This is a genomic window from Curtobacterium pomorum (assembly GCF_044497295.1).
GTDB lineage: Bacteria > Actinomycetota > Actinomycetes > Actinomycetales > Microbacteriaceae > Curtobacterium.
In genome coordinates this window covers 2,063,916-2,081,198 of record NZ_CP172409.1, presented here as the reverse complement: position 1 = coordinate 2,081,198, position 17,283 = coordinate 2,063,916, and the positions used below count along the sequence as shown (strand labels likewise).

Genomic DNA, 17,283 nt, shown 5'->3' with positions numbered 1-17,283 from the left:
GTCCGGAGAGAAACTTGCGGCGACCCGACTCAGGTCCGCGCGATCGCAGCGGAGACCGCGTCGGTGACCCGCGCGAGGTCGGCCGGCGCGACCTCGATGTCGAACCCGCGGCGACCACCGGAGACGAAGATGCTGTCGTACGCCAGCGCCGACTCGTCGAGGACGGTCCGGATCCGGGACTTCTGGCCGACCGGGCTGATCCCGCCGACGACGTACCCGGTGCGCTTCTCGGCGAGGGCCGGATCGGCCAGCGTCGCCTTCTTCCCGCCGACGGCCGCGGCGATGGCCTTGAGGTCGAGCCGGTTCGCCACCGGCACGATCGCCACCGCCAGTGCGCCGTCGACCGACACCACCAGGGTCTTGAAGACCTGCTCCTCGCGGAGTCCCAGGGCGGCGGCGGCCTCCTCGCCGAAGTTCGTGGCGCTCTCGTGGTGGTCGTACACGTGCGGCGTGTACGACACCCCGGCTCGGTCGAGCGCGACGGTCGCTGGGGTGCTCGGCGAACCTGCGGTCATGCGCCGATCCTCTCCCGTGCTCCCGTCCTGTCCGTGGCGGCACGCGGGCGTTACGCTGAACCGACCATGACCGTCGCCCTGCTGATCCTCCGCGCCGCCGCCGCGCTCGTGCTCGGTGCGCCAGCAGTCGGCGACCCCGCGAGCGGTGTCCTGCCGCTCCTGGCGGTCGCCGCGCTCGGTCTGACGGCCGTCGCCGTGGCGGTGCTCGTCGCGCAGGTGCTCGCCACGGTGCTCGCCGCGGTGCTCGGACTCGGCACGACGGTCGTCGAGCGCGACGCGGTCCCCGACCTGGTGACGCGCATCGCATGGAGTCACCCCGATGCCGACGGGCACGTCCGATCGCGTGCTCCGGGAGTCGTCGCCCCGGCCTGACCACCCATCGGTGGCCGGGCCCGTCGCGACCCCTGCTCTGCACCACCACCGATCGGAACCGTCATGGACCTGTCCACCCTGCCCCTCGTCGGCCCGCTGCTGCAGGGCGGCGCGGACCTCGTCGCCGCCCTGACCGCGGCGCTCTCCCCCGTCGCCGGCTCGTTCGCCGCGGCGATCGCCGTCGTGCTGCTCACCCTCGCCGTCCGAGCCGTGCTCGTCCCGCTGTCCGTGCTGCAGGTCCGGGCGGAGCGCGACCGGCGTCGGCTCGCGCCGCAGCTCGCCGCACTGCGGAAGCGTCACGGGAAGAACGCCGAGCAGCTGCAGCGCGCCGTCCAGCAGCTCTACACGAACGAGAAGGTCTCGCCCCTCGCCGGCTGCCTGCCCGTCCTCGCGCAGGCTCCGGTGCTGTCCCTCGTCTACGCCCTGTTCACGCACGCGTCGATCGGCGGCGCGGCGAACGCCCTGCTCGAGGCCACCCTGGTCGGCGTCCCGCTCGGACACTCGCTGATCGTCACGCTGACGTCGCCGCTCTGGGTGCACGCCTGGGTCGTGGTGCTGTTGCTCGCCGTGCTCGCCGTCGTGGTGGAGCTCAGCCGTCGGGCGAACCTGCGCTGGAACCCGCTGCCCCCGCCGGAGCCGGGCGCGCAGGTTCCCGGTGCCGCCGCCATCGCGGCGATCGGGCGGTTCGCACCGTTCATCACGGTCGTGTTCGCCGCGATCGCGCCGCTCGCCGCCGCGCTGTACGTCGTGACCAGCGCCGCGTGGACGGCAGGCGAGCGCGCGGTGTTGCGCCGGGTCATCCGGTAGCGCGGTCCGGATCCGGTCAGCCGCCCTGGCCCTCCTGCTGCGGTCCCTGGTCGACCGGGTCGTACTCGGTGCCGCGGCCCTGCTCCTCGTCGGCGGTCGGCACGTGGCGCTCCGTGCCGGTCCCGCCGGGGCTCGTCGCGACGTAGTCCGCCTCGCCCGACTGGGTGTCGTGGCTCAGCGGCTCGAGGGTCTCCGGGTCGGCGTCGTGCCGCGGTTCGGGTTCGGTGCTCATGGGTCACGCCTACTCCCCTCGTTCTGGGTGCGCGCCGCCGTCCGCGCAGTGCCACGATGAAGGGAGTCCACGCGACCGGCAGATCGGGAGTGCGCATGGCCCACGACGACGTGGCAGCGGAACGGGCACGGCTCGAGGCCGTCGCCTGGGGAGCGGGATCGAGCCCCGCCGACGCGGCGCGCGCCCGGATCGCGCTGCAGGACCTGGCGAGCGGGCGGCGGTCCGGTGGTCGGCGGGCGGGCGCGGGTGTCGCGTCCGCCTCGGGGTCGGGCGAGCGGTCGGGAGGCACGGCCCCCGCCAGCGCGCAGGTCGCGTCCCCCGAACGGTCGGCTCCACCGCCCGTGCCCTCGCCGGAGCGCTCGCCGGAGCGGTCGGCTCCGGAGCGCCCGACGGCTGCTGCCGAGCCGGAGTCGTCCCTGCGGACGCCGGCCGGACCGTGGGCGGCGACCGACGCCCGGGAACCCGAGCGTGTCGACGACGCGGGTGGTGACGGCGGGGGCGAGTCGGGCCTCCCGGTCGAACCGGCGCGACGGTCCGGGTGGCGCACGCTGCTCTGGACGGAACGGCCGCGCTTCTGGGTCGCGCTCGGCGCGGCGGCAGCGGTCGGGGTCGCGTTCGCTGCCGGCACCGTCGTCGGGCCCGTGCGTGGCGACGTCGCGGCGGCACCGAGCGTCACGCCCACGGCGGGCACGGTGACGCTCGAGCAGCTGCTCGACGTCCCGCAGACCTACGCCGACCAGCTGCCGGGGCCGGTGGAGGCGCCGGTGAGCCTGCACTCCACGCGGCTCGTGTTCACGAACCGGGCGCTCGACGGCAGCTCGTTCGACACGCCGTGGGCCGTGTGGGCCGGGATCGGCACGGACCGGTCGACGATCTGCCTCGTCGCGACGGCGAACCGGATCGAGTCGTCGACGGCGTGCTTCCCGCGCGAGGCGGCGCTGCACGGCTCGGTGTCGATGTCGGCGCAGTCGATGAGCGGGACGCTGACGATCGCGCTGCGCGGCGGCGGGGTGCAGGGGCGGGTGACGAACGAGAACTGAGCGGGTGCCCCTTCTCGTCGGTCCGAGTATTGGAGCGCTCCGAGAATCTCGTCCGACCCCCTCGCGGGCTGCGGTCCATCGTGCAACACTGGATGAGCGCACTCGCCGTGGAGTCGTACCCACATCACCCACATCCACAGCGAGCGCGCCCCGCAGACCCTCCGGTCACCGTCGTTCCCCCCGAACGGCGCCGTCGCGCGCTCGCCCGTGCCCCGGAGGAGGTCAGCAGCGTGTCCACCAACACCACCACCTCGGCCGTGTCGACGAACACGCGGCCGATCACCGTCACCACCCAGTCGATCGTCGGCATCGCCGTGCTCGGGCTGGCCACGTTCTTCGCCATCACCACCGAGCTCATGCCCGTCGGGTTGCTCGGCACGATGAGCGCCGACCTCGGCGTCTCCGAGGCCACCATGGGCATCGTCGTCACCGTGTACGCCGGGGCCGTGGCACTCCTGGCGCTGCCGCTCACCGCCTTCACCGCGAAGCTCCCCCGCAAGGCCGTCCTCGTGTCGACGCTCGTCGGCTACACGGTCTCGAACCTCATGATCGCGTTCGCACCGTCGTTCGCCGTCGTCTGCGCCGGCCGAGTGGTCGGCGGCGTCGCGCACGCGTTGTTCTTCTCGGTCGCCTCGGCGTACGCCACCCGGATCGTGCCGCCGCGCCTGGCCGGCCGGGCGATCGCGTTCGTGTACTCGGGCAGCTCGCTCGGCTTCGTGCTCGGCGTGCCCGTCGCCACCTGGGTCGCGCAGCACATCGGCTGGCGTCCCGCCGTGTTCTCGATCGGTGTCGCCGCCGCCGTGCTCGCCGCCGTGGCACTGCTGTTCCTGCCCGCAGTCAGCGGTGCGTCGTCGCCGCACATCGGGTCCCCGAAGGCCTGGGCGCGCACCGGCCTGCTGTCCGTCGTGATCGCCGACCTGCTCCTGTTCGCCGGGCACTACGTCGTCTACACCTACGTCGGGCCCTACGCGATCGACGCCGGACTCGACGCCTCGATGGTGAGTGGTGCGCTGCTCGTGCTCGGCGGCACCGGGGTGATCGGCCTCTGGCTCGCGGGGATGTTCGTCGACCGGGCTCCGCGGCAGACCCTCATCGCCTCCGTCGCCGTGATGGCCGCCGCGTTCGCCGCGATGCCGTTCGTGCACGGCTCCCTGGTCGGCACGATGGTCGTCGCCGGCGTGTGGATGGCCGCCAACGGCACGACCGGCACGCTCTTCATGGCGGCGGCGATCCGCTCCGGGGGCGTCTCCCCCGACATCGCCGGCGCGCTCATCAACGGTGCGTCGAACATCGGCATCGCCGGTGGCGCGGCCATCGGCGGGCAGGCGCTCGGGATCGTCGGGCTGCAGTACCTGCCGTTCGCCGGGGGCGCCGTGCTGCTCGGCTCGCTCGGGGTCGTCGTCCTGGCGCGTCGGGGCTTCCCGGTGCACTCGGTCGGGCAGGAGCACCTGTCGACGTCGTCGATCGAGGCGATCACGTCCTCGCTCGCGGTGGTCACCACGTCGGTGCCCGTCGTCGGTCGGGCGATCCAGACCCTGACGGGTTCGGTGGCGACGGTCACGGGGTCGCACCGCACTCACCGCACGCAGTAGCGCGGGCGCGGGCGCGTCGTCGTCGGGCGCGTACCCGTGCCCGTGCGGCGCCGAGGTTCCAAAATATCGGCATCTCGACGGTCCTGGCGGCCATCCGTGGAACCTCGGCGGTGGGGCGGCGGCATGTCGTGGAACCTCGGCGGCGAGACCCGGGCGTGTCGTCGTCGCGGCGGAGGGCGGCGGCGTGTGGCGAGGGGCCGCGGCGACGTGCCGTCCGCGCGGCGATGAGGTTCCATGAACTGCCGTTCGCGTTGCGTTGAGGTTCCACGAACTGCCGTTCGGGACGCCGAGATGGGCAGATTTCGGAACCTCGGGGCGCGCACCGACGATGAAGGGCGGGCCCGGCATCGCGCCGGACCCGCCCCTCGTCGTCGTGGGGCCCTCAGTCCTGCAGGTGGCTCCGGCGACGGTTGCGCACCGCGCGGTAGGTCAGGAGCGCCGCACCGAGCAGCACGAGCACCCCGGCCGCGATGAGCCCCGGCTTGAGGTCGGCACCCGTGTAGGCGAGGGGCCCACCGTCGCCGACGTCACCCGAACCAGCGGCCGGCGCGTCGCCCGAGCCACCGGCAGCGGGCACGGTCGGGACCGCCGTCGGCGAGGTGCTCGGCGTCGGAGCACTGGGCGACGGCGACGGCACCGGGGTGACCGCGGCGTCGACCACGAAGGCCAGCGGCGTCGCAGCACCGTCCTCGGGCGTGACGACGGTCGCCGGGGTGGCGCCGTCGACGTCGACGGTGATCACGTACTCGGTCGTCGGCTGCAGGCCGGTCAGGTCGAACGCGCCGTCCTCGTCGGTCGAGACGGTGACGGGGTCGCCGGCGTCGTCCTCGGTCGGGGTGGCGACGACCTCGACGTCGGCGATCGGGTCACCGTTCGTGTCGACGACGGTGCCGGGCTGGTCGGTCGTGACGACCTCGGGCTCGGCGGCCGACGTGAACGGCAGGTCCGACCTCACGCTGGTGCCGGCCAGCGCCTCGATGCCGGTGTTCGCGGTGTCGCCGGTCGCACCCGCAGCGGGGACCACCGTGCGGACCGTGTAGGTGCCGGTCACCGTGGCGAAGACGTAGCGGCCGTCGGCGTCGGTGGTGTCCGAGCCGACCACGGCACCGTTCTCGTCGAGGAGTTCCACGACGACGCCGGCTGGGACGGGTGTCCCGTCGAGCGACAGGACACCGTTCACGGTGGCGATCACGGCGGGCGGGGCGACGATCGGCTCGGGCTCGGCCGGTGCGGCACCGGCGTCACCGGTGGTGATCGACACGGGTGGTTCGCCGGCCACCGAGACCTCCACAGCGGTGTCCGCGGGCAGGTCGGATGCGGTGTACACACCGTCGCTGTTCGTCGTGGTCTCGATCGGGTCGCCCCCGGGGACGTCGATGACGACGGGCACGTTGGCCGCGGGGTGGTCCTCCTCGTCAGTCACCCTCCCGATCACCGCGACGGTCTCCGGCGGCGACGTGAACGCGAAGTCGGCGGTACCGTCCACACCGCCCGGGGTGCCGGCGACGGCGAGCGACACCCGCTGCGGCTGCTCCGGACCGTCAGCACCCGCCGGCGGGGTGATCTCGACCCGGTAGTTGGCGATCACCGGCAACTGCGGGAACACGTAGTCGCCGTCGGCGTCGGTGGTCGTCGTGTACACGGTGCCGCGCGGTGCGGTCACGGTGACGGTGGCGCCGGGGATCGCCGCGCCGTCGAGCGTCGCGGTGCCGCTGATCGCCGCCGTGCGGTTGGCGAACCAGGTCTGGTAGACGGGGAACCCGCTGCGCTGCTGGTACGTGATCGTCAGGCTGGTCAGCGAGACGGTCGGGGTGAACCAGGCGGAGGCACCCGCGGTGTCCGACGCGGCGGCGTTGCCGGTCAGGGTGCGGGTCGCTTCGTCCCAGGTCGGCTCGTCCTGGCCCGTCGTGCCGTCCGGGTCGGGCGTGCAGGACCAGCCGCCCGGCGCCGGTGCCGCCGAGCACGAGTTGTAGGACCCCTCGTAACCGAGCTGCTCCGCGGTTGCCGCACCACCACCGGCCACCGTGGCCGAGATCGTGGCCTGGTCGGCGTCGATGTCGCCCAGGACGAACGACCAGCTCTCTGCGCCGGGCGTCGCGCCGTCGAACGTGTAGGTCGTGGTCGAGGCGCCGGCCGTGGTGGGCGAGTCGGCGAACGGCCGCTGGTTCATGTACGTCTGCGCCCGACTCGTGCCGTAGACCGCGCCCGACGGCGTCCCTGCCGACTGCCAGGTCGACGCGCCGCTGATGACGGTCGACTGCCGCGAGTTCGAGGTGAACGTCGTGGCGGGGAACCCGGGCAACGTCATCGTGCCGGTGTACGCCTTCGACGCGCCGCTCAGCGTGAACGTGCCCCAGTTGCCCGCCGGTTCCGCCGAGGCGCTCGTCGCGCCGCTGATCGCGAGTCCTGCTCCGAGTGCGAGGGCGGTGAGCCCCGCCGTGACCGCGCGCCAGCGCCGCATCTGTACTCCCCTGGTGGTCGCGTCGGCCCTCCCGACGCCCGGCCAGGTTATCCACGGCCCCGTGCGCGTGTCCGGCCCGTCACCACATCGTGATCACCCGGAACGGGCGATCCCCTCAGCCGGCAGCAGCGGGCCCGGCGAGCAGCACGAGCAGCGCGTCCAGCGCAGCGACCTGACCGGCGACGAGCAACTCCCGTGCCTCGTCGACCGGCACCCACCGCCCGTCGTCCACCTCCGGCACGTCGACGAACCGCCCCGAGCCGCGCGGCAGCTCGAGCCGGACGGTGTTGCTCCGCACCGCGGCGACGTCGAACCCCGGCGCCGAGGCCGAGAACACCCGCACGCGCTTGCCGGACGCCTGCCGGAACTCGCCCAGGTCCGCGACCGCGTCGGCAGTCACCGGTGCGGGGACGCCGATCTCCTCGCCGAACTCGCGCAGCGCCGTCGCAAGCGGGTCCTCCCCTGGTTCGACGAGCCCCTTCGGGATCGACCAGGCTCGCGGTCGGTTCCGCCAGAACGGCCCGCCCATGTGCGCGACGAACACCTCCGGCCCGGTCGGACCGGTCCGGTGCAGCAACAGTCCGGCGCTCACCACCACGCCTGCGACACTACGCGGCGTCGGACGGGAGGCCCGGCGAGCGTCCGTCACGCCGGTCACCAGCGCGCACGGCCGGTTCCACGGCCCCCGACCGGAGTACCGTGTGGCGCACGGAGCGCCAGGTGACGCCCCCGGAGGACCTGCGACGAAGGAGGCCGATCGGGATGGACGAGCGATGGACGACGGTGACGTTGGCCGCCGACGCGGCGATGCCCCACGACGAGGCGCTCCGGTGGATCGCCGCGCGGGTCGGCACGGGCATCGAACGGCTGCGGATCATCGGCGCCGACCACGCGCTGGAGGGCCGGACCCCGGTCGCCGACCAGCTCGCCGAGGCCGCGCGGACCGCGCTGCCCGGTGTGGCGGTCGAGGTGCACCGGCACGCCGGCCCGTTCGCGGCCGCGCTCGTCGAGGAGTCGGACGGCGGCGACCTGCTCGTGATCGGGAGCTTCCGCCACCGGCGCGGGTCGACGGCCGGCGGGGACCCGGCGCGGGTCGCCGAGCGTGCGGCCGTCCCGACGGTTGTCGTACCGGAGGGTCCGCACCCGATCGACGGCGACGTCGTGCTGGCGGTCGAGGACCCGATCGACGAGCGGGCGGTGTCCATCGCCGTCGACGAGGCCGTCCGGCGGAACCGCCGGCTGACGCTGCTGCGTGCGTGGGAGATGCCCGTGCTCACCCGGACGGGGCTCACCGACTTCGCCGAGGACCCGCTCCGGTGGCGGACGCGCAACGCCGAGCTGCTGCAGCAGGTGACGTCCGTCCTGACGGCGCGGTACCCGTCACTCCGCCTCCGCCCGTTGCTGGTCGAGGGGCACCCGGGCCACGCGATCGCCTCGCACACCCGCCGGGCGTCGCTGGTGGTGCTCGGCCGCGGCCACGTGCGGGCGCTGTCGGGCTCGCTGCTCCACGACGTGGTGCGCGAGACGGCCGCCCCCGTCTGCGTCGTGCCACCGGCGGCGCACCCCGACGCGCGGGCCGCGTCAGTGGACGCGGCCGACGGTGCGCTCAGCCGGCGAGGGCGCGGATCGCGGCGGCCATCCGCGCGGTCAGGTAGGTGACGCCGCGCTCGTTCGGGTGCAGGGCGCCCGCCTTCAGGTCGATCTTCCGCAGGTCACCGGAGCCGGTCAGGGTGACCCCGGCGACGTAGCGCTTCGACGCCGCGCACGGTGAGTGGTCCTGGGTGCTCGCGAAGACGTCGACGAACCGCACCCCGGCGGCGTCGGCAGCCGACCGGGAGACCTCGTTGAGCTCGTCCTGGACCCCGTGCAGGTACTCGACGTCGGTGTCCGTGAACGGGTAGGTGTCCGAGGGGAACGAACCCGCCAGGGTGCCGAGGTCGAGCGCGGATCGGAAGCAGCCCTTCGCGGGGGTGTCCTCGGCGTCGGGGAAGATCGCCGGGTACCCGAGGAACACGACGACGGCGTTCGGGGCGGCCCGCTGCACCGCGCCCAGGGTGTCCGCGATGCCGAGTGCCACGCGCGACTGGATCTTCACGGCGAGCTGGTCGACGCCGTCCCGCACCAGGGTGCTCTCGCACGAGGGGGCGTCGCGGCCCGAGAACACCGGGCCGTCCGCGGAGATCGCCAGGCAGGACGCGGCCGTGCCGAACAGGTCGGCGTCGTTGCCGCCGATCGTCAGGGTCACCAGCCGGGTGCGGTCGGACAACGCCTCGATCTGGGGTGGGACCCCGTCGAACTGGTGGCCCGTGGTGACGTCGTCGCTCGTGGCGCCGGCGCAGGTGACGTCGGTCAGGGCGAGCCCGAACTGCGCCGCGAGCCGGTGCGGGTAGTCGCGCGCCGACTGCACGCAGGCGGTGGTGGGCAGTCCGGTGCGGTCCCGCAGGCCGTACCCGGCCGAGTAGGAGTCGCCGAGCGCGACGTACTCGCTCCCAGGCGGGATCGCGTCGAGCGACTCGGCGGGTTCGCCGGTGACGGGGTACGGCGCCGGCACCGGCCACATCGGCGCCGCCGACGCCGACGGCGCACCGACGGACCCGCCGAGGCCCGCCGCCACGAGACAGGCGGCGCCGACCACCGCCAGGGCGGCGCGCAGTGGTCGGCGGACGATGCGGAGCAGGTGCGGCCTCAGCGGCGTCCGAGGCGGCGCTCGCCGCCGCTGCCCGTGCGGTACTCGATGCCGTAGTGCTGGTACAGCTCGGGCTCGGTCGCGGCGTCGAGCTCGCCGTCGGTCGCGATGGACGGCGCGTCCTTCACGAGCTTCTTCGGGAAGGCGACACGCAGGTGCTTCGGCGCGACGGTCGCCCCGACGAGCGGGACGAACACGAGCTTGTGGAAGCCGACGAGCCCGGTCGTGAGCGCACCGAACGTCGGTTCGGACGTGGCGGTGTCGTAGTAGATGCTCTCGAGCGTCCCGACCTTGTCCTCGGCCTCGTCGACGACCGGCAGGCCGATCCAGTCACGGATGTTGGCGGCTTCGAACACGAAGGACTCCTTCCGAGTGCCCGGTGGGTCCGGGTGGCTCTCGGTCGACGCTACCGGTCGGTCGCCTGTGCGGTCACCGCGAGGACGCCGAGTCGGTCCACCGCGGCGAGCACGTCGTCCGCCCCGACCGCGAGGATGGCGGGGTCGGGGTCCTCAGCGAAGACGTCGCCGCGCCGGACCGAGGCGTCCGTGAGGACGATGTGCGGGCCGGATGCCGGGGGTCCCCATGCCTCCGGCGGCGCCGGACCGAAGAGCACCACGGACGGCACGCCGTAGGCGGTCGCGAGGTGCGCGGCGCCGGTGTCGACGGTCACGACGACGCGTGCCGCGGCGACCACCCCCGCGAAGTCCTGCAGCTCCAGGGAGCCGGCCAGCACCGCCCCCGGCGCCAGGCCGGCCGAGTCCGCGACGGCACGGGCCCGGACGACGTCGTCCGCGCCTCCCGTCAGGACCACGTCGGCACCGCGGTCCCGCAGCCCACGCACCACGTCGGCGAAGCGGTCCGTCGGCCAGTGCCGCGCCCCGTGGAAGGCACCCACGTGCACGACGGCGGCGTCGGCGACGACGGGCGGCGCCACCGGACGGGCGAGGGACACGTCGTCGGCGTCGGCGGGCACGCCGTGCCAGGTGAGCAAGTCCGCCCAGCGGTCGCGCTCGTGCACGTCGGACCGCCACTCCGGACCCTCGTAGCCGTGGGTGGGGTCCGCGTGCCCGATGACCCGGCGGGGCTGGAGGGCGGCGATCAGGTCGGACGACTCCGGACCGGCGCCGTGCAGGTTCACCGCGATGTCGACCGTGCCCGCGGGGACGGCGATCGGGTGGTCGAGGCCGTGCTGCGCCAGGTGGACGTCCACCGCCGGGACGAGTTCGACGACCGGAGCCAACCACGCGGTCGTCGCGAGGGTGATCCGGTGGTCGGGGAAGGCCCGTCGCAGGGCACGGAGCGCGGGGACGGCGACCAGGAGGTCGCCGAGCTTGATGGCGCGGAGGACGACGAGTTCGGGGCGTCCGTCGGCGTCGGGGAGTGTCTCGAGGGCGGTCACGACCGCGACGGTAGGCGCTGTGCGCTGGTCGCGTCGGCAGCCAACGCGTTCCCCGGCTGTTCCTGGGGCGGCGCCCGGCGGCTCCCCGGTACTCCGGGAGCATGTCCCTCGCACCGGACCGCGTGATCCGCGGCCTGCTCTTCGACCGCGACGACACCCTCGTCGTGGACGTCCCCTACAACGCCGACCCGCACCTGGTGGTCCCCGTCCCCGGCGCTCGTCGTGCCGTGGAGCGGGCCCGTGCGGCGGGACTGCTGCTCGGCGTGGTCACGAACCAGTCCGCGATCGCGAAGGGCCTCGCGACGCGTGCGCAGGTGGACGCGACGAACGACCGGGTCGACGAGCTCGTCGGACCGTTCGACGTCTGGTGCGTCTGCTCGCACGACGCCGCCGACGACTGCGCCTGCCGGAAGCCGCGCCCGGGCATGGTGCTCGACGCGGCCGAGCGACTCGGCGTGCCCCCGGAGGCGCTCGTGGTGATCGGCGACATCGGCGCCGACGTGCTGGCGGCGCAGGCCGCCGGGGCGCAGGGCGTGCTCGTGCCGACGCCGCGCACGCGCGCCGAGGAGGTCGACGCCGCCGACACGGTCGCGCGGACCCTCGCCGAGGCCGTCGACCTCGTGATCGCGGCGGCCGAGCCCTCGCTCGTCGAGCGGGACCGGGCGTGAGCCGTCCCCGCGTCCTCGTGGCGCGCCTCGACTCGTTCGGCGACGTCCTGGTCGCCGGCCCCGCCGTCCGCGCCGTCGCCGCCGGGGCGTCGCACGTCACGATGCTGTGCGGGCCGCAGGGCGCGCCGGCGGCCGACCTGCTGCCCGGCGTCGACCGGGTCCGGGTGTGGGCCGCGCCGTGGGTCACCGAGACCGCGCGGCAGATCGACGACACCGTGCTCGACGAGTTCCGTCGGCTCGTCGCCGAGGAACGCCCCGACGAAGCGGTCGTCCTCACCTCGTTCCACCAGTCGCCGTTGCCGCTGGCGCTGCTCCTGCGCCTGGCCGGCGTCCCCCGGGTGTCCGGGGCGTCGGTCGACCACCCCGGCGCACTGCTCGACGTCCGGCTCCGGCCCGGCGAGGACCTGCCCGAGGACCTCCCCGAGCCGGAACGTGCGCTGCGGATCGCCGCGGCGGCAGGGTTCCGGCTGCCGCCGGAGGACGACGGGAGGCTCGTGGTCCGCCACGACGCCGTCGCACCACGGTCCGTGGCCGGGCTGGAGCGGTACGTGGTCGTCCACCCCGGCGCGAGCGTGCCGACCCGGTCGTGGCCGGAGTCGCACCACCGTGAGCTCGTCGCCGCCTACGCCGAGCGCGGCATGCCCGTCGTCGTGACCGGCTCCCCCGGCGAACGCGACCTCACCGCCGCCGTCGCCGGTGACACCGCCGTCGACCTCGGCGGCCGGACCACGCCGGCCGAGCTCGCCGCCGTCCTGGCCGGCGCCGAGGTCGTCGTCGTCGGCAACACCGGCCCGGCGCACCTCGCCGCTGCGGTCGGGGCTCCGATCGTCAGCCTGTTCTCGCCGGTCGTCCCCGCGGTCAAGTGGGCGCCGTACGCGCCGCTGGTCGAACTCCTCGGGGACCAGGCCGCTCCGTGCCGTCTCAGCCGGGCGCGGGAGTGCCCCGTCGCGGGGCACCCGTGCCTGTCCACGGTGCGCATCGAGGACGTCCTCGCAGCCCACGGACGGCTGCTCGACCGCGCTTCGCGGATGGAACCGAGAAGTCTGCGGAGCGCCCCAGAAGGCGCTGCGTAGCGTCCGCCACTGCTCCTCCTTCTCCTCCTGCCCGACCCACCCGAAAGGCTCCGCATGCGCATCCTCGTGTGGCACGTGCACGGTGGCTGGATGGACGCGTTCGTCCGCGGCCCGCACGAGTACCTGATCCCGACCACACCGGAGCGCGACGCCTGGGGCCTCGGCCGCGGTGGCCGTGCCTGGCCGGCGTCCGCGATCGAGATCGACCCCGCCGACGTCGCCGACGCCGACGTGGACGTCGTCGTCCTGCAGCGCACCGAGGAACTCGACGCGGCGAAGCGCCTGCTCGGCGGTCGCGACGTGCCGATCGTCTTCGTCGAGCACAACGCCCCCCGGGTCGACGTGCCGAACAGCCTGCACCCGTTCCGCGACCGCGACGACCTGACCATCGCGCACGTCACGCACTGGAACGCGCTGATGTGGGACTGCGGGACCACGCGCACCACCGTCGTCGAGCACGGGGTCGTCGACCCCGGGCCGCTGTACACCGGCTCACTCGAACGCCTCGGCGTCGTCATCAACGAGCCCGTCCGCCGGAACCGCGTCGTCGGCACCGACCTGCTCCCCCGGTTCGCGGCCGTGGCGCCCGTCGACGTCTGGGGCATGCGCACCGAACGACTGCCGGAACTCGGCTTCGGCGACCGTGTGGTCGCGCAGGGCGACGTCCAGGCCGACCCGATGCACGCCGCACTCGCCGAACGACGGGCCTACGTCCACCCGAACCGGTGGACCTCGCTCGGGCTCTCGCTCCTCGAGGCGATGCACCTGGCCATGCCCGTCCTGGTGCTGGCCTCGACCGACGCGCCCCGCACGGTGCCGGGCGAGGCCGGTGCGATCGCGACGGACGTCGAGGAGCTGGTGCGCGCCTCCCGGATCCTCATCGAAGACCCCGACGAGGCACGCCGACGGGGCGCCGTGGCCCGCGAGGCCGTGCTCGCACGACACGCGCTCGGCCGCTTCACCGCCGACTGGGACGAGCTGCTCGACGACGCCGTGACCCGTGGTACCGGAAGCGACCGGGTGGCCGCGGCCGCCCTCGAGGGGAGCCCCCGATGAAGATCGCGATGGTGTCCGAGCACGCGAGTCCGCTCGCCGTGCTCGGCGGTGTCGACGCCGGTGGACAGAACGTCCACGTGGCCGAACTGTCCGGAGCGCTCGCCGACCGCGGGCACCAGGTGACCGTCTACACGCGGCGGGACGACGCGGCGCAGCCCGTCCGGGTCCCGCTGCGCCCCGGTGTCGAGGTCGTGCACGTCGACGCCGGACCCGCGCGGCACGTGTCGAAGGACGAGCTGTTCCCGTACATGGGGACGTTCGCGTCGGTGCTCGCCGCGGAGTGGTTCGTGGACCGGCCCGACGTCGTGCACGCCCACTTCTGGATGTCCGGGCACGCGGCGCTCGACGCCGTCGCGCAGGTGCAGGCGCGGACCGGTGGCACCCGCATCCCCGTCGCGCAGACGTTCCACGCGCTCGGCGTCGTGAAGCGTCGACACCAGGGGTCGGCCGACACGAGTCCCGCGGAGCGCGAGTGGCTCGAACCGGCCGTCGGGCGGAGTGCCGACCAGGTGGTCGCCACGTGCTCCGACGAGGCCTTCGAACTCAAGGCGCTCGGAGTCCCCCTGCAGCGCATCTCCGTCGTGCCGTGCGGCGTCGACGTGTCGCTGTTCCGCCCGGACGGACCCGTCGAGGAGCGCGGCCGTGCACAGCGGGTCCTCACCGCGTCGCGCCTGGTGCGGCGCAAGGGCGTCGGCACGACGATCGCGGCGCTCGCCGCCCTGGTCGCCCAGGGTCGCGACGTCGAACTCGTCGTCGTCGGCGGTGCCGGCGTCGCCGGGGCCGACCTGGTGGACGACCCCGAGTACCAGCGGCTCGACGCCCTCGCCCGGACGCTCGGGGTCCGTGACCACGTGACCTTCCGCGGCCAGCTGGGGCAGCACGAGATGCCCGCCGTCTACCGGAGTGCCGACGTCGTGGTCTGCGCACCCTGGTACGAGCCCTTCGGCATCGTGCCCCTCGAGGCGATGGCCTGCGGACGACCCGTCGTCGCGTCGAGCGTCGGCGGCCTCATCGACACCGTCGTCGAGGACGGCACGGGGCTGCACGTCCCGCCGCGCGACGAGGCCGAGGTCGCTGCCGCCGTCGGCGCCCTGCTCGACGACCCCGACCGCCGCGAGGCACTCGGCCGGGCCGGCCGCGCACGCGCCGAGTCCCGGTACACGTGGCAGAAGGTCGCCGCGGACAGCGAGCGCGTCTACGAGCGGCTCCTGGCCGGTGCGGTCGCCGTGGCCGCACCGACCGCACCCGCGGGCGCACCGCAGCGCACCGCCACCCACGCCGGACGGGTCACCCGTGCCGCACAGCCGACCGAGAGGACCGCCCGATGACCATCGACCAGCAGCCCGGGATCGACGAGCACACGACCGCGAGTGCACGCATCGTGCTCGACCACGTCGCCGCCTCGGTCCCCGTGATCGCGTCACTCGTCGACCACCACGACCACATCGCCGCCTGGGCCGACGACATCGCCGGCCGCCTCGTCGCGGGCCGACGGCTGCTCGCCGCCGGCAACGGCGGATCCGCCGCCGAGGCGCAGCACCTGACCTCGGAGCTCACCGGTCGGTTCGACGGCGACCGCCCCGCCTACTCGGCGATCTCGCTGCACGCGGAGACCTCGGCGGTCACGGCCATCGGCAACGACTACGGGTTCGACCAGGTGTTCGCCCGCCAGGTGTCGGCGCACGCCCGGGTCGGCGACGTCGTCGTGCTGCTGTCGACCAGCGGCAGGAGCCCGAACCTGCTCCGCGCCGCCGAGGCCGCCCGCGCCGTCGGTGCACGTGCGGTCGCACTGACCGGACCGCGACCGAACCCGCTGGCCGACGCGGTGGACGACGCGATCTGCATCGAGGGCCCGTCCGCCAACGTGCAGGAGGCGCAGCTCGTGCTCGTGCACGCCCTGTGCCGGGCGATGGAGCCCGCACTGCACCGTGGAGGACGACGATGACGACACAACCGCAGCCGCAGCCGTCGGCACCCCACCGCACCGCCGGTCGTCGCCTGCGGATCGCCGTCGTGGGCGACACGCTGCTCGACGTCGACGTGGCCGGCACGAGCGAACGGCTCAGTCCGGACGCGCCCGTCCCCGTCGTCGACGTCACCACCGACGACCGCCGAGCGGGTGGTGCCGGACTCGTCGCCACGATGCTCGCGCGCGACGGGCACGACGTCACCCTGGTCACCGTGCTGAGCGACGACGCCCGCGCGCAGGAGATCCGCCACCTGCTCCCCGACGTCACCGTCGTCGCCGGCCCGTCCGGCGCACCGACACCGGTGAAGACCCGGGTGCGCGTCGTCGACCACGCCCTGGTCCGGATCGACGAGGGCTGCGCGACCCCGCCCGTCCCCGAGGCGACCGACGCCATGACCGCCGCCCTCGACGACGTCGACGCGGTCGTCGTCGCCGACTACGGCCGCGGGGTCGCCGCCGTCCCGGCCCTCCGTGACGCCCTGGCACGGGTCGCCGAGCGCACGCCCGTGGTGTGGGACCCGCACCCGAAGGGCGCCGCACCGGTCGCCGGGATCACCGTGGCCACCCCGAACGCCGCCGAGGCACGACGCTTCACCGACGTCGAGGGGCACGGCGTGCCCTTCGCCACGGTCGCCGCAGCCCGGCTCGTCGAGCAGTGGGAGGTCGGCGCGGTCGCCGTGACGATGGGCGACCGCGGGGCCCTCCTCGCCGATGCCGAGGGCGACAGCCGCTTCGTCCCGGCGCCCTCCGTCAGCGCCGGCGACCCCTGCGGTGCCGGTGACCGGCTCGCCGCCGGGGTCGCCGTCGCGCTGGCCGGTGGAGCGGACGTCCCCGATGCCGTCTCCGCCGGTGTGGTCGCCGCGTCCGAGTACCTCGCGGCCGGCGGCGTCGCGGCGCTCTTCGCCGACGTCGGCGCGGCTCCGCTCCCGGTGCCCGGCGCCGACCGCGACGCCCTGCGCACCGTGCACGACGTCCGCAGTGTCGGCGGCACCGTCGTCGCGACGGGCGGCTGCTTCGACCTGCTGCACGCCGGCCACGCCCGCACGCTGTCCGCGGCTCGGGCGCTCGGCGACTGCCTGGTCGTGTGCCTCAACTCGGACAGTTCCGTCCGGGCGCTCAAGGGACCCGACCGGCCGATCATGACGCAGGACGACCGGGTCGAACTGCTGCTCGCCCTGGACTGCGTCGACGCCGTCGTCGTGTTCGACGAGCACACCCCCGACGAAGCCCTGCGGCGCTTCCGGCCGGACGTCTGGGCGAAGGGCGGCGACTACACCGCGAGCGAGCTGCCCGAGGCCGAGACGCTCGCCGAGTGGGGCGGACGGGTCGTCACCGTCCCGTTCCACCCCGGCCGCTCGACGACCCGGCTCGCCGCGGCCCTCGAACACGTCGGCTGAGGCCGACACGATCCAC

Annotated in this window: 18 protein-coding genes; 11 read left to right on the top strand and 7 right to left on the bottom strand. The window is 74.5% G+C overall.

The window, feature by feature from the left end:
- Positions 1–29: 29 nt before the first annotated feature.
- Positions 30–515, bottom strand: coding sequence for a Cys-tRNA(Pro) deacylase (ybaK, locus tag ACGH48_RS10010; protein ID WP_123312643.1), 486 nt, complete (start codon positions 513–515; stop codon positions 30–32).
- Between the two features lie 66 nt (positions 516–581).
- On the opposite strand from ybaK, the gene ACGH48_RS10005 reads away from it, so the two are divergent.
- Positions 582–887, top strand: coding sequence for a DUF6412 domain-containing protein (locus ACGH48_RS10005; RefSeq protein ID WP_340196083.1), 306 nt, complete (start codon positions 582–584; stop codon positions 885–887).
- Positions 888–950: 63 nt separating this feature from the next.
- Complete coding sequence (locus tag ACGH48_RS10000) at positions 951–1,694, top strand: YidC/Oxa1 family membrane protein insertase (RefSeq protein WP_396288394.1); 744 nt, start codon at positions 951–953, stop codon at positions 1,692–1,694.
- Between the two features lie 16 nt (positions 1,695–1,710).
- On the opposite strand, the gene ACGH48_RS09995 is transcribed toward ACGH48_RS10000, so the two are convergent.
- On the bottom strand, positions 1,711–1,926 hold the full coding sequence (locus ACGH48_RS09995) for a hypothetical protein (RefSeq protein ID WP_111084054.1): 216 nt from the start codon (positions 1,924–1,926) through the stop codon (positions 1,711–1,713).
- 95 nt (positions 1,927–2,021) lie between these two features.
- Here ACGH48_RS09995 and ACGH48_RS09990 point away from each other — a divergent pair, with 95 nt between their 5' ends.
- Positions 2,022–2,966, top strand: coding sequence for a hypothetical protein (locus tag ACGH48_RS09990; protein ID WP_396288392.1), 945 nt, complete (start codon positions 2,022–2,024; stop codon positions 2,964–2,966).
- 230 nt (positions 2,967–3,196) lie between these two features.
- The gene (locus tag ACGH48_RS09985) at positions 3,197–4,558 is read left to right on the top strand and encodes an MFS transporter (RefSeq protein WP_396288390.1); all 1,362 of its coding nucleotides are present in this window, start codon (positions 3,197–3,199) and stop codon (positions 4,556–4,558) included.
- A 382-nt stretch (positions 4,559–4,940) separates the two neighbouring features.
- Here ACGH48_RS09985 and ACGH48_RS09980 read toward each other — a convergent pair whose 3' ends face one another.
- Positions 4,941–7,019, bottom strand: coding sequence for a collagen binding domain-containing protein (locus tag ACGH48_RS09980; protein WP_396288388.1), 2,079 nt, complete (start codon positions 7,017–7,019; stop codon positions 4,941–4,943).
- 115 nt (positions 7,020–7,134) lie between these two features.
- The gene (locus ACGH48_RS09975; RefSeq protein ID WP_260233030.1) at positions 7,135–7,617 is read right to left on the bottom strand and encodes an NUDIX domain-containing protein; all 483 of its coding nucleotides are present in this window, start codon (positions 7,615–7,617) and stop codon (positions 7,135–7,137) included.
- 164 nt (positions 7,618–7,781) lie between these two features.
- Between ACGH48_RS09975 and ACGH48_RS09970 the strand changes: the two genes are divergently transcribed.
- A complete protein-coding gene (locus ACGH48_RS09970; protein ID WP_396288386.1) occupies positions 7,782–8,678 on the top strand; it encodes a universal stress protein in 897 nt (298 codons plus the stop codon).
- On the opposite strand, the gene ACGH48_RS09965 is transcribed toward ACGH48_RS09970, so the two are convergent.
- The 3 genes from ACGH48_RS09965 to ACGH48_RS09955 all read right to left on the bottom strand — a co-directional run bounded on the left by ACGH48_RS09965 (position 8,626) and on the right by ACGH48_RS09955 (position 11,104).
- Positions 8,626–9,633 (bottom strand): SGNH/GDSL hydrolase family protein, encoded by a 1,008-nt coding sequence (locus ACGH48_RS09965; RefSeq protein ID WP_396288384.1) that lies wholly within the window; start codon positions 9,631–9,633, stop codon positions 8,626–8,628. The two genes, ACGH48_RS09970 and ACGH48_RS09965, sit on opposite strands and share 53 nt — an antisense overlap.
- Before the next feature lie 71 nt (positions 9,634–9,704).
- Positions 9,705–10,061: a PRC-barrel domain-containing protein gene (locus ACGH48_RS09960; protein WP_123312652.1), complete on the bottom strand. Its 357-nt coding sequence runs from the start codon at positions 10,059–10,061 to the stop codon at positions 9,705–9,707.
- 50 nt (positions 10,062–10,111) lie between these two features.
- Positions 10,112–11,104 carry a glycosyltransferase family 9 protein gene (locus ACGH48_RS09955; protein WP_340196091.1) on the bottom strand — a complete coding sequence of 331 codons (993 nt, stop codon included), beginning with the start codon at positions 11,102–11,104 and terminating at the stop codon, positions 10,112–10,114.
- A 101-nt stretch (positions 11,105–11,205) separates the two neighbouring features.
- Between ACGH48_RS09955 and ACGH48_RS09950 the strand changes: the two genes are divergently transcribed.
- Genes ACGH48_RS09950 through ACGH48_RS09925 form a run of 6 tightly spaced genes read left to right on the top strand, consistent with a single transcriptional unit; the run spans position 11,206 to position 17,267 of the window.
- The gene (locus tag ACGH48_RS09950; RefSeq protein WP_396288382.1) at positions 11,206–11,772 is read left to right on the top strand and encodes an HAD-IIIA family hydrolase; all 567 of its coding nucleotides are present in this window, start codon (positions 11,206–11,208) and stop codon (positions 11,770–11,772) included.
- Entirely contained in the window at positions 11,769–12,845 is a 1,077-nt protein-coding gene (locus tag ACGH48_RS09945) for a glycosyltransferase family 9 protein (protein WP_396288381.1), read from the top strand. Before ACGH48_RS09950 ends, ACGH48_RS09945 begins: the two co-directional genes overlap by 4 nt.
- Positions 12,846–12,899: 54 nt before the next feature.
- Positions 12,900–13,901, top strand: coding sequence for a glycosyltransferase (locus ACGH48_RS09940; RefSeq protein WP_396288379.1), 1,002 nt, complete (start codon positions 12,900–12,902; stop codon positions 13,899–13,901).
- Positions 13,898–15,229 (top strand): glycosyltransferase, encoded by a 1,332-nt coding sequence (locus tag ACGH48_RS09935; protein ID WP_396288377.1) that lies wholly within the window; start codon positions 13,898–13,900, stop codon positions 15,227–15,229. The genes ACGH48_RS09940 and ACGH48_RS09935 overlap by 4 nt, the downstream gene beginning before the upstream one ends.
- A complete protein-coding gene (locus ACGH48_RS09930) occupies positions 15,226–15,846 on the top strand; it encodes an SIS domain-containing protein (RefSeq protein ID WP_396288375.1) in 621 nt (206 codons plus the stop codon). Before ACGH48_RS09935 ends, ACGH48_RS09930 begins: the two co-directional genes overlap by 4 nt.
- Before the next feature lie 53 nt (positions 15,847–15,899).
- Complete coding sequence (locus ACGH48_RS09925; RefSeq protein ID WP_396291117.1) at positions 15,900–17,267, top strand: PfkB family carbohydrate kinase; 1,368 nt, start codon at positions 15,900–15,902, stop codon at positions 17,265–17,267.
- The last annotated feature ends 16 nt before the right edge of the window (positions 17,268–17,283 follow it).

Excerpts from the sequence above, each read along its gene's own strand:
- ybaK (WP_123312643.1), bottom strand. The coding sequence starts at position 515 with ATGACCGCAGGTTCGCCGAGCACCCCAGCGACCGTCGCGCTCGACCGA.
- ACGH48_RS10005 (WP_340196083.1), top strand. The coding sequence starts at position 582 with ATGACCGTCGCCCTGCTGATCCTCCGCGCCGCCGCCGCGCTCGTGCTC.
- ACGH48_RS10000 (WP_396288394.1), top strand. The coding sequence starts at position 951 with ATGGACCTGTCCACCCTGCCCCTCGTCGGCCCGCTGCTGCAGGGCGGC.
- ACGH48_RS09995 (WP_111084054.1), bottom strand. The coding sequence starts at position 1,926 with ATGAGCACCGAACCCGAACCGCGGCACGACGCCGACCCGGAGACCCTC.
- ACGH48_RS09990 (WP_396288392.1), top strand. The coding sequence starts at position 2,022 with ATGGCCCACGACGACGTGGCAGCGGAACGGGCACGGCTCGAGGCCGTC.
- ACGH48_RS09980 (WP_396288388.1), bottom strand. The coding sequence starts at position 7,019 with ATGCGGCGCTGGCGCGCGGTCACGGCGGGGCTCACCGCCCTCGCACTC.
- ACGH48_RS09970 (WP_396288386.1), top strand. The coding sequence starts at position 7,782 with ATGGACGAGCGATGGACGACGGTGACGTTGGCCGCCGACGCGGCGATG.
- ACGH48_RS09950 (WP_396288382.1), top strand. The coding sequence starts at position 11,206 with ATGTCCCTCGCACCGGACCGCGTGATCCGCGGCCTGCTCTTCGACCGC.
- ACGH48_RS09940 (WP_396288379.1), top strand. The coding sequence starts at position 12,900 with ATGCGCATCCTCGTGTGGCACGTGCACGGTGGCTGGATGGACGCGTTC.
- ACGH48_RS09935 (WP_396288377.1), top strand. The coding sequence starts at position 13,898 with ATGAAGATCGCGATGGTGTCCGAGCACGCGAGTCCGCTCGCCGTGCTC.
- ACGH48_RS09930 (WP_396288375.1), top strand. The coding sequence starts at position 15,226 with ATGACCATCGACCAGCAGCCCGGGATCGACGAGCACACGACCGCGAGT.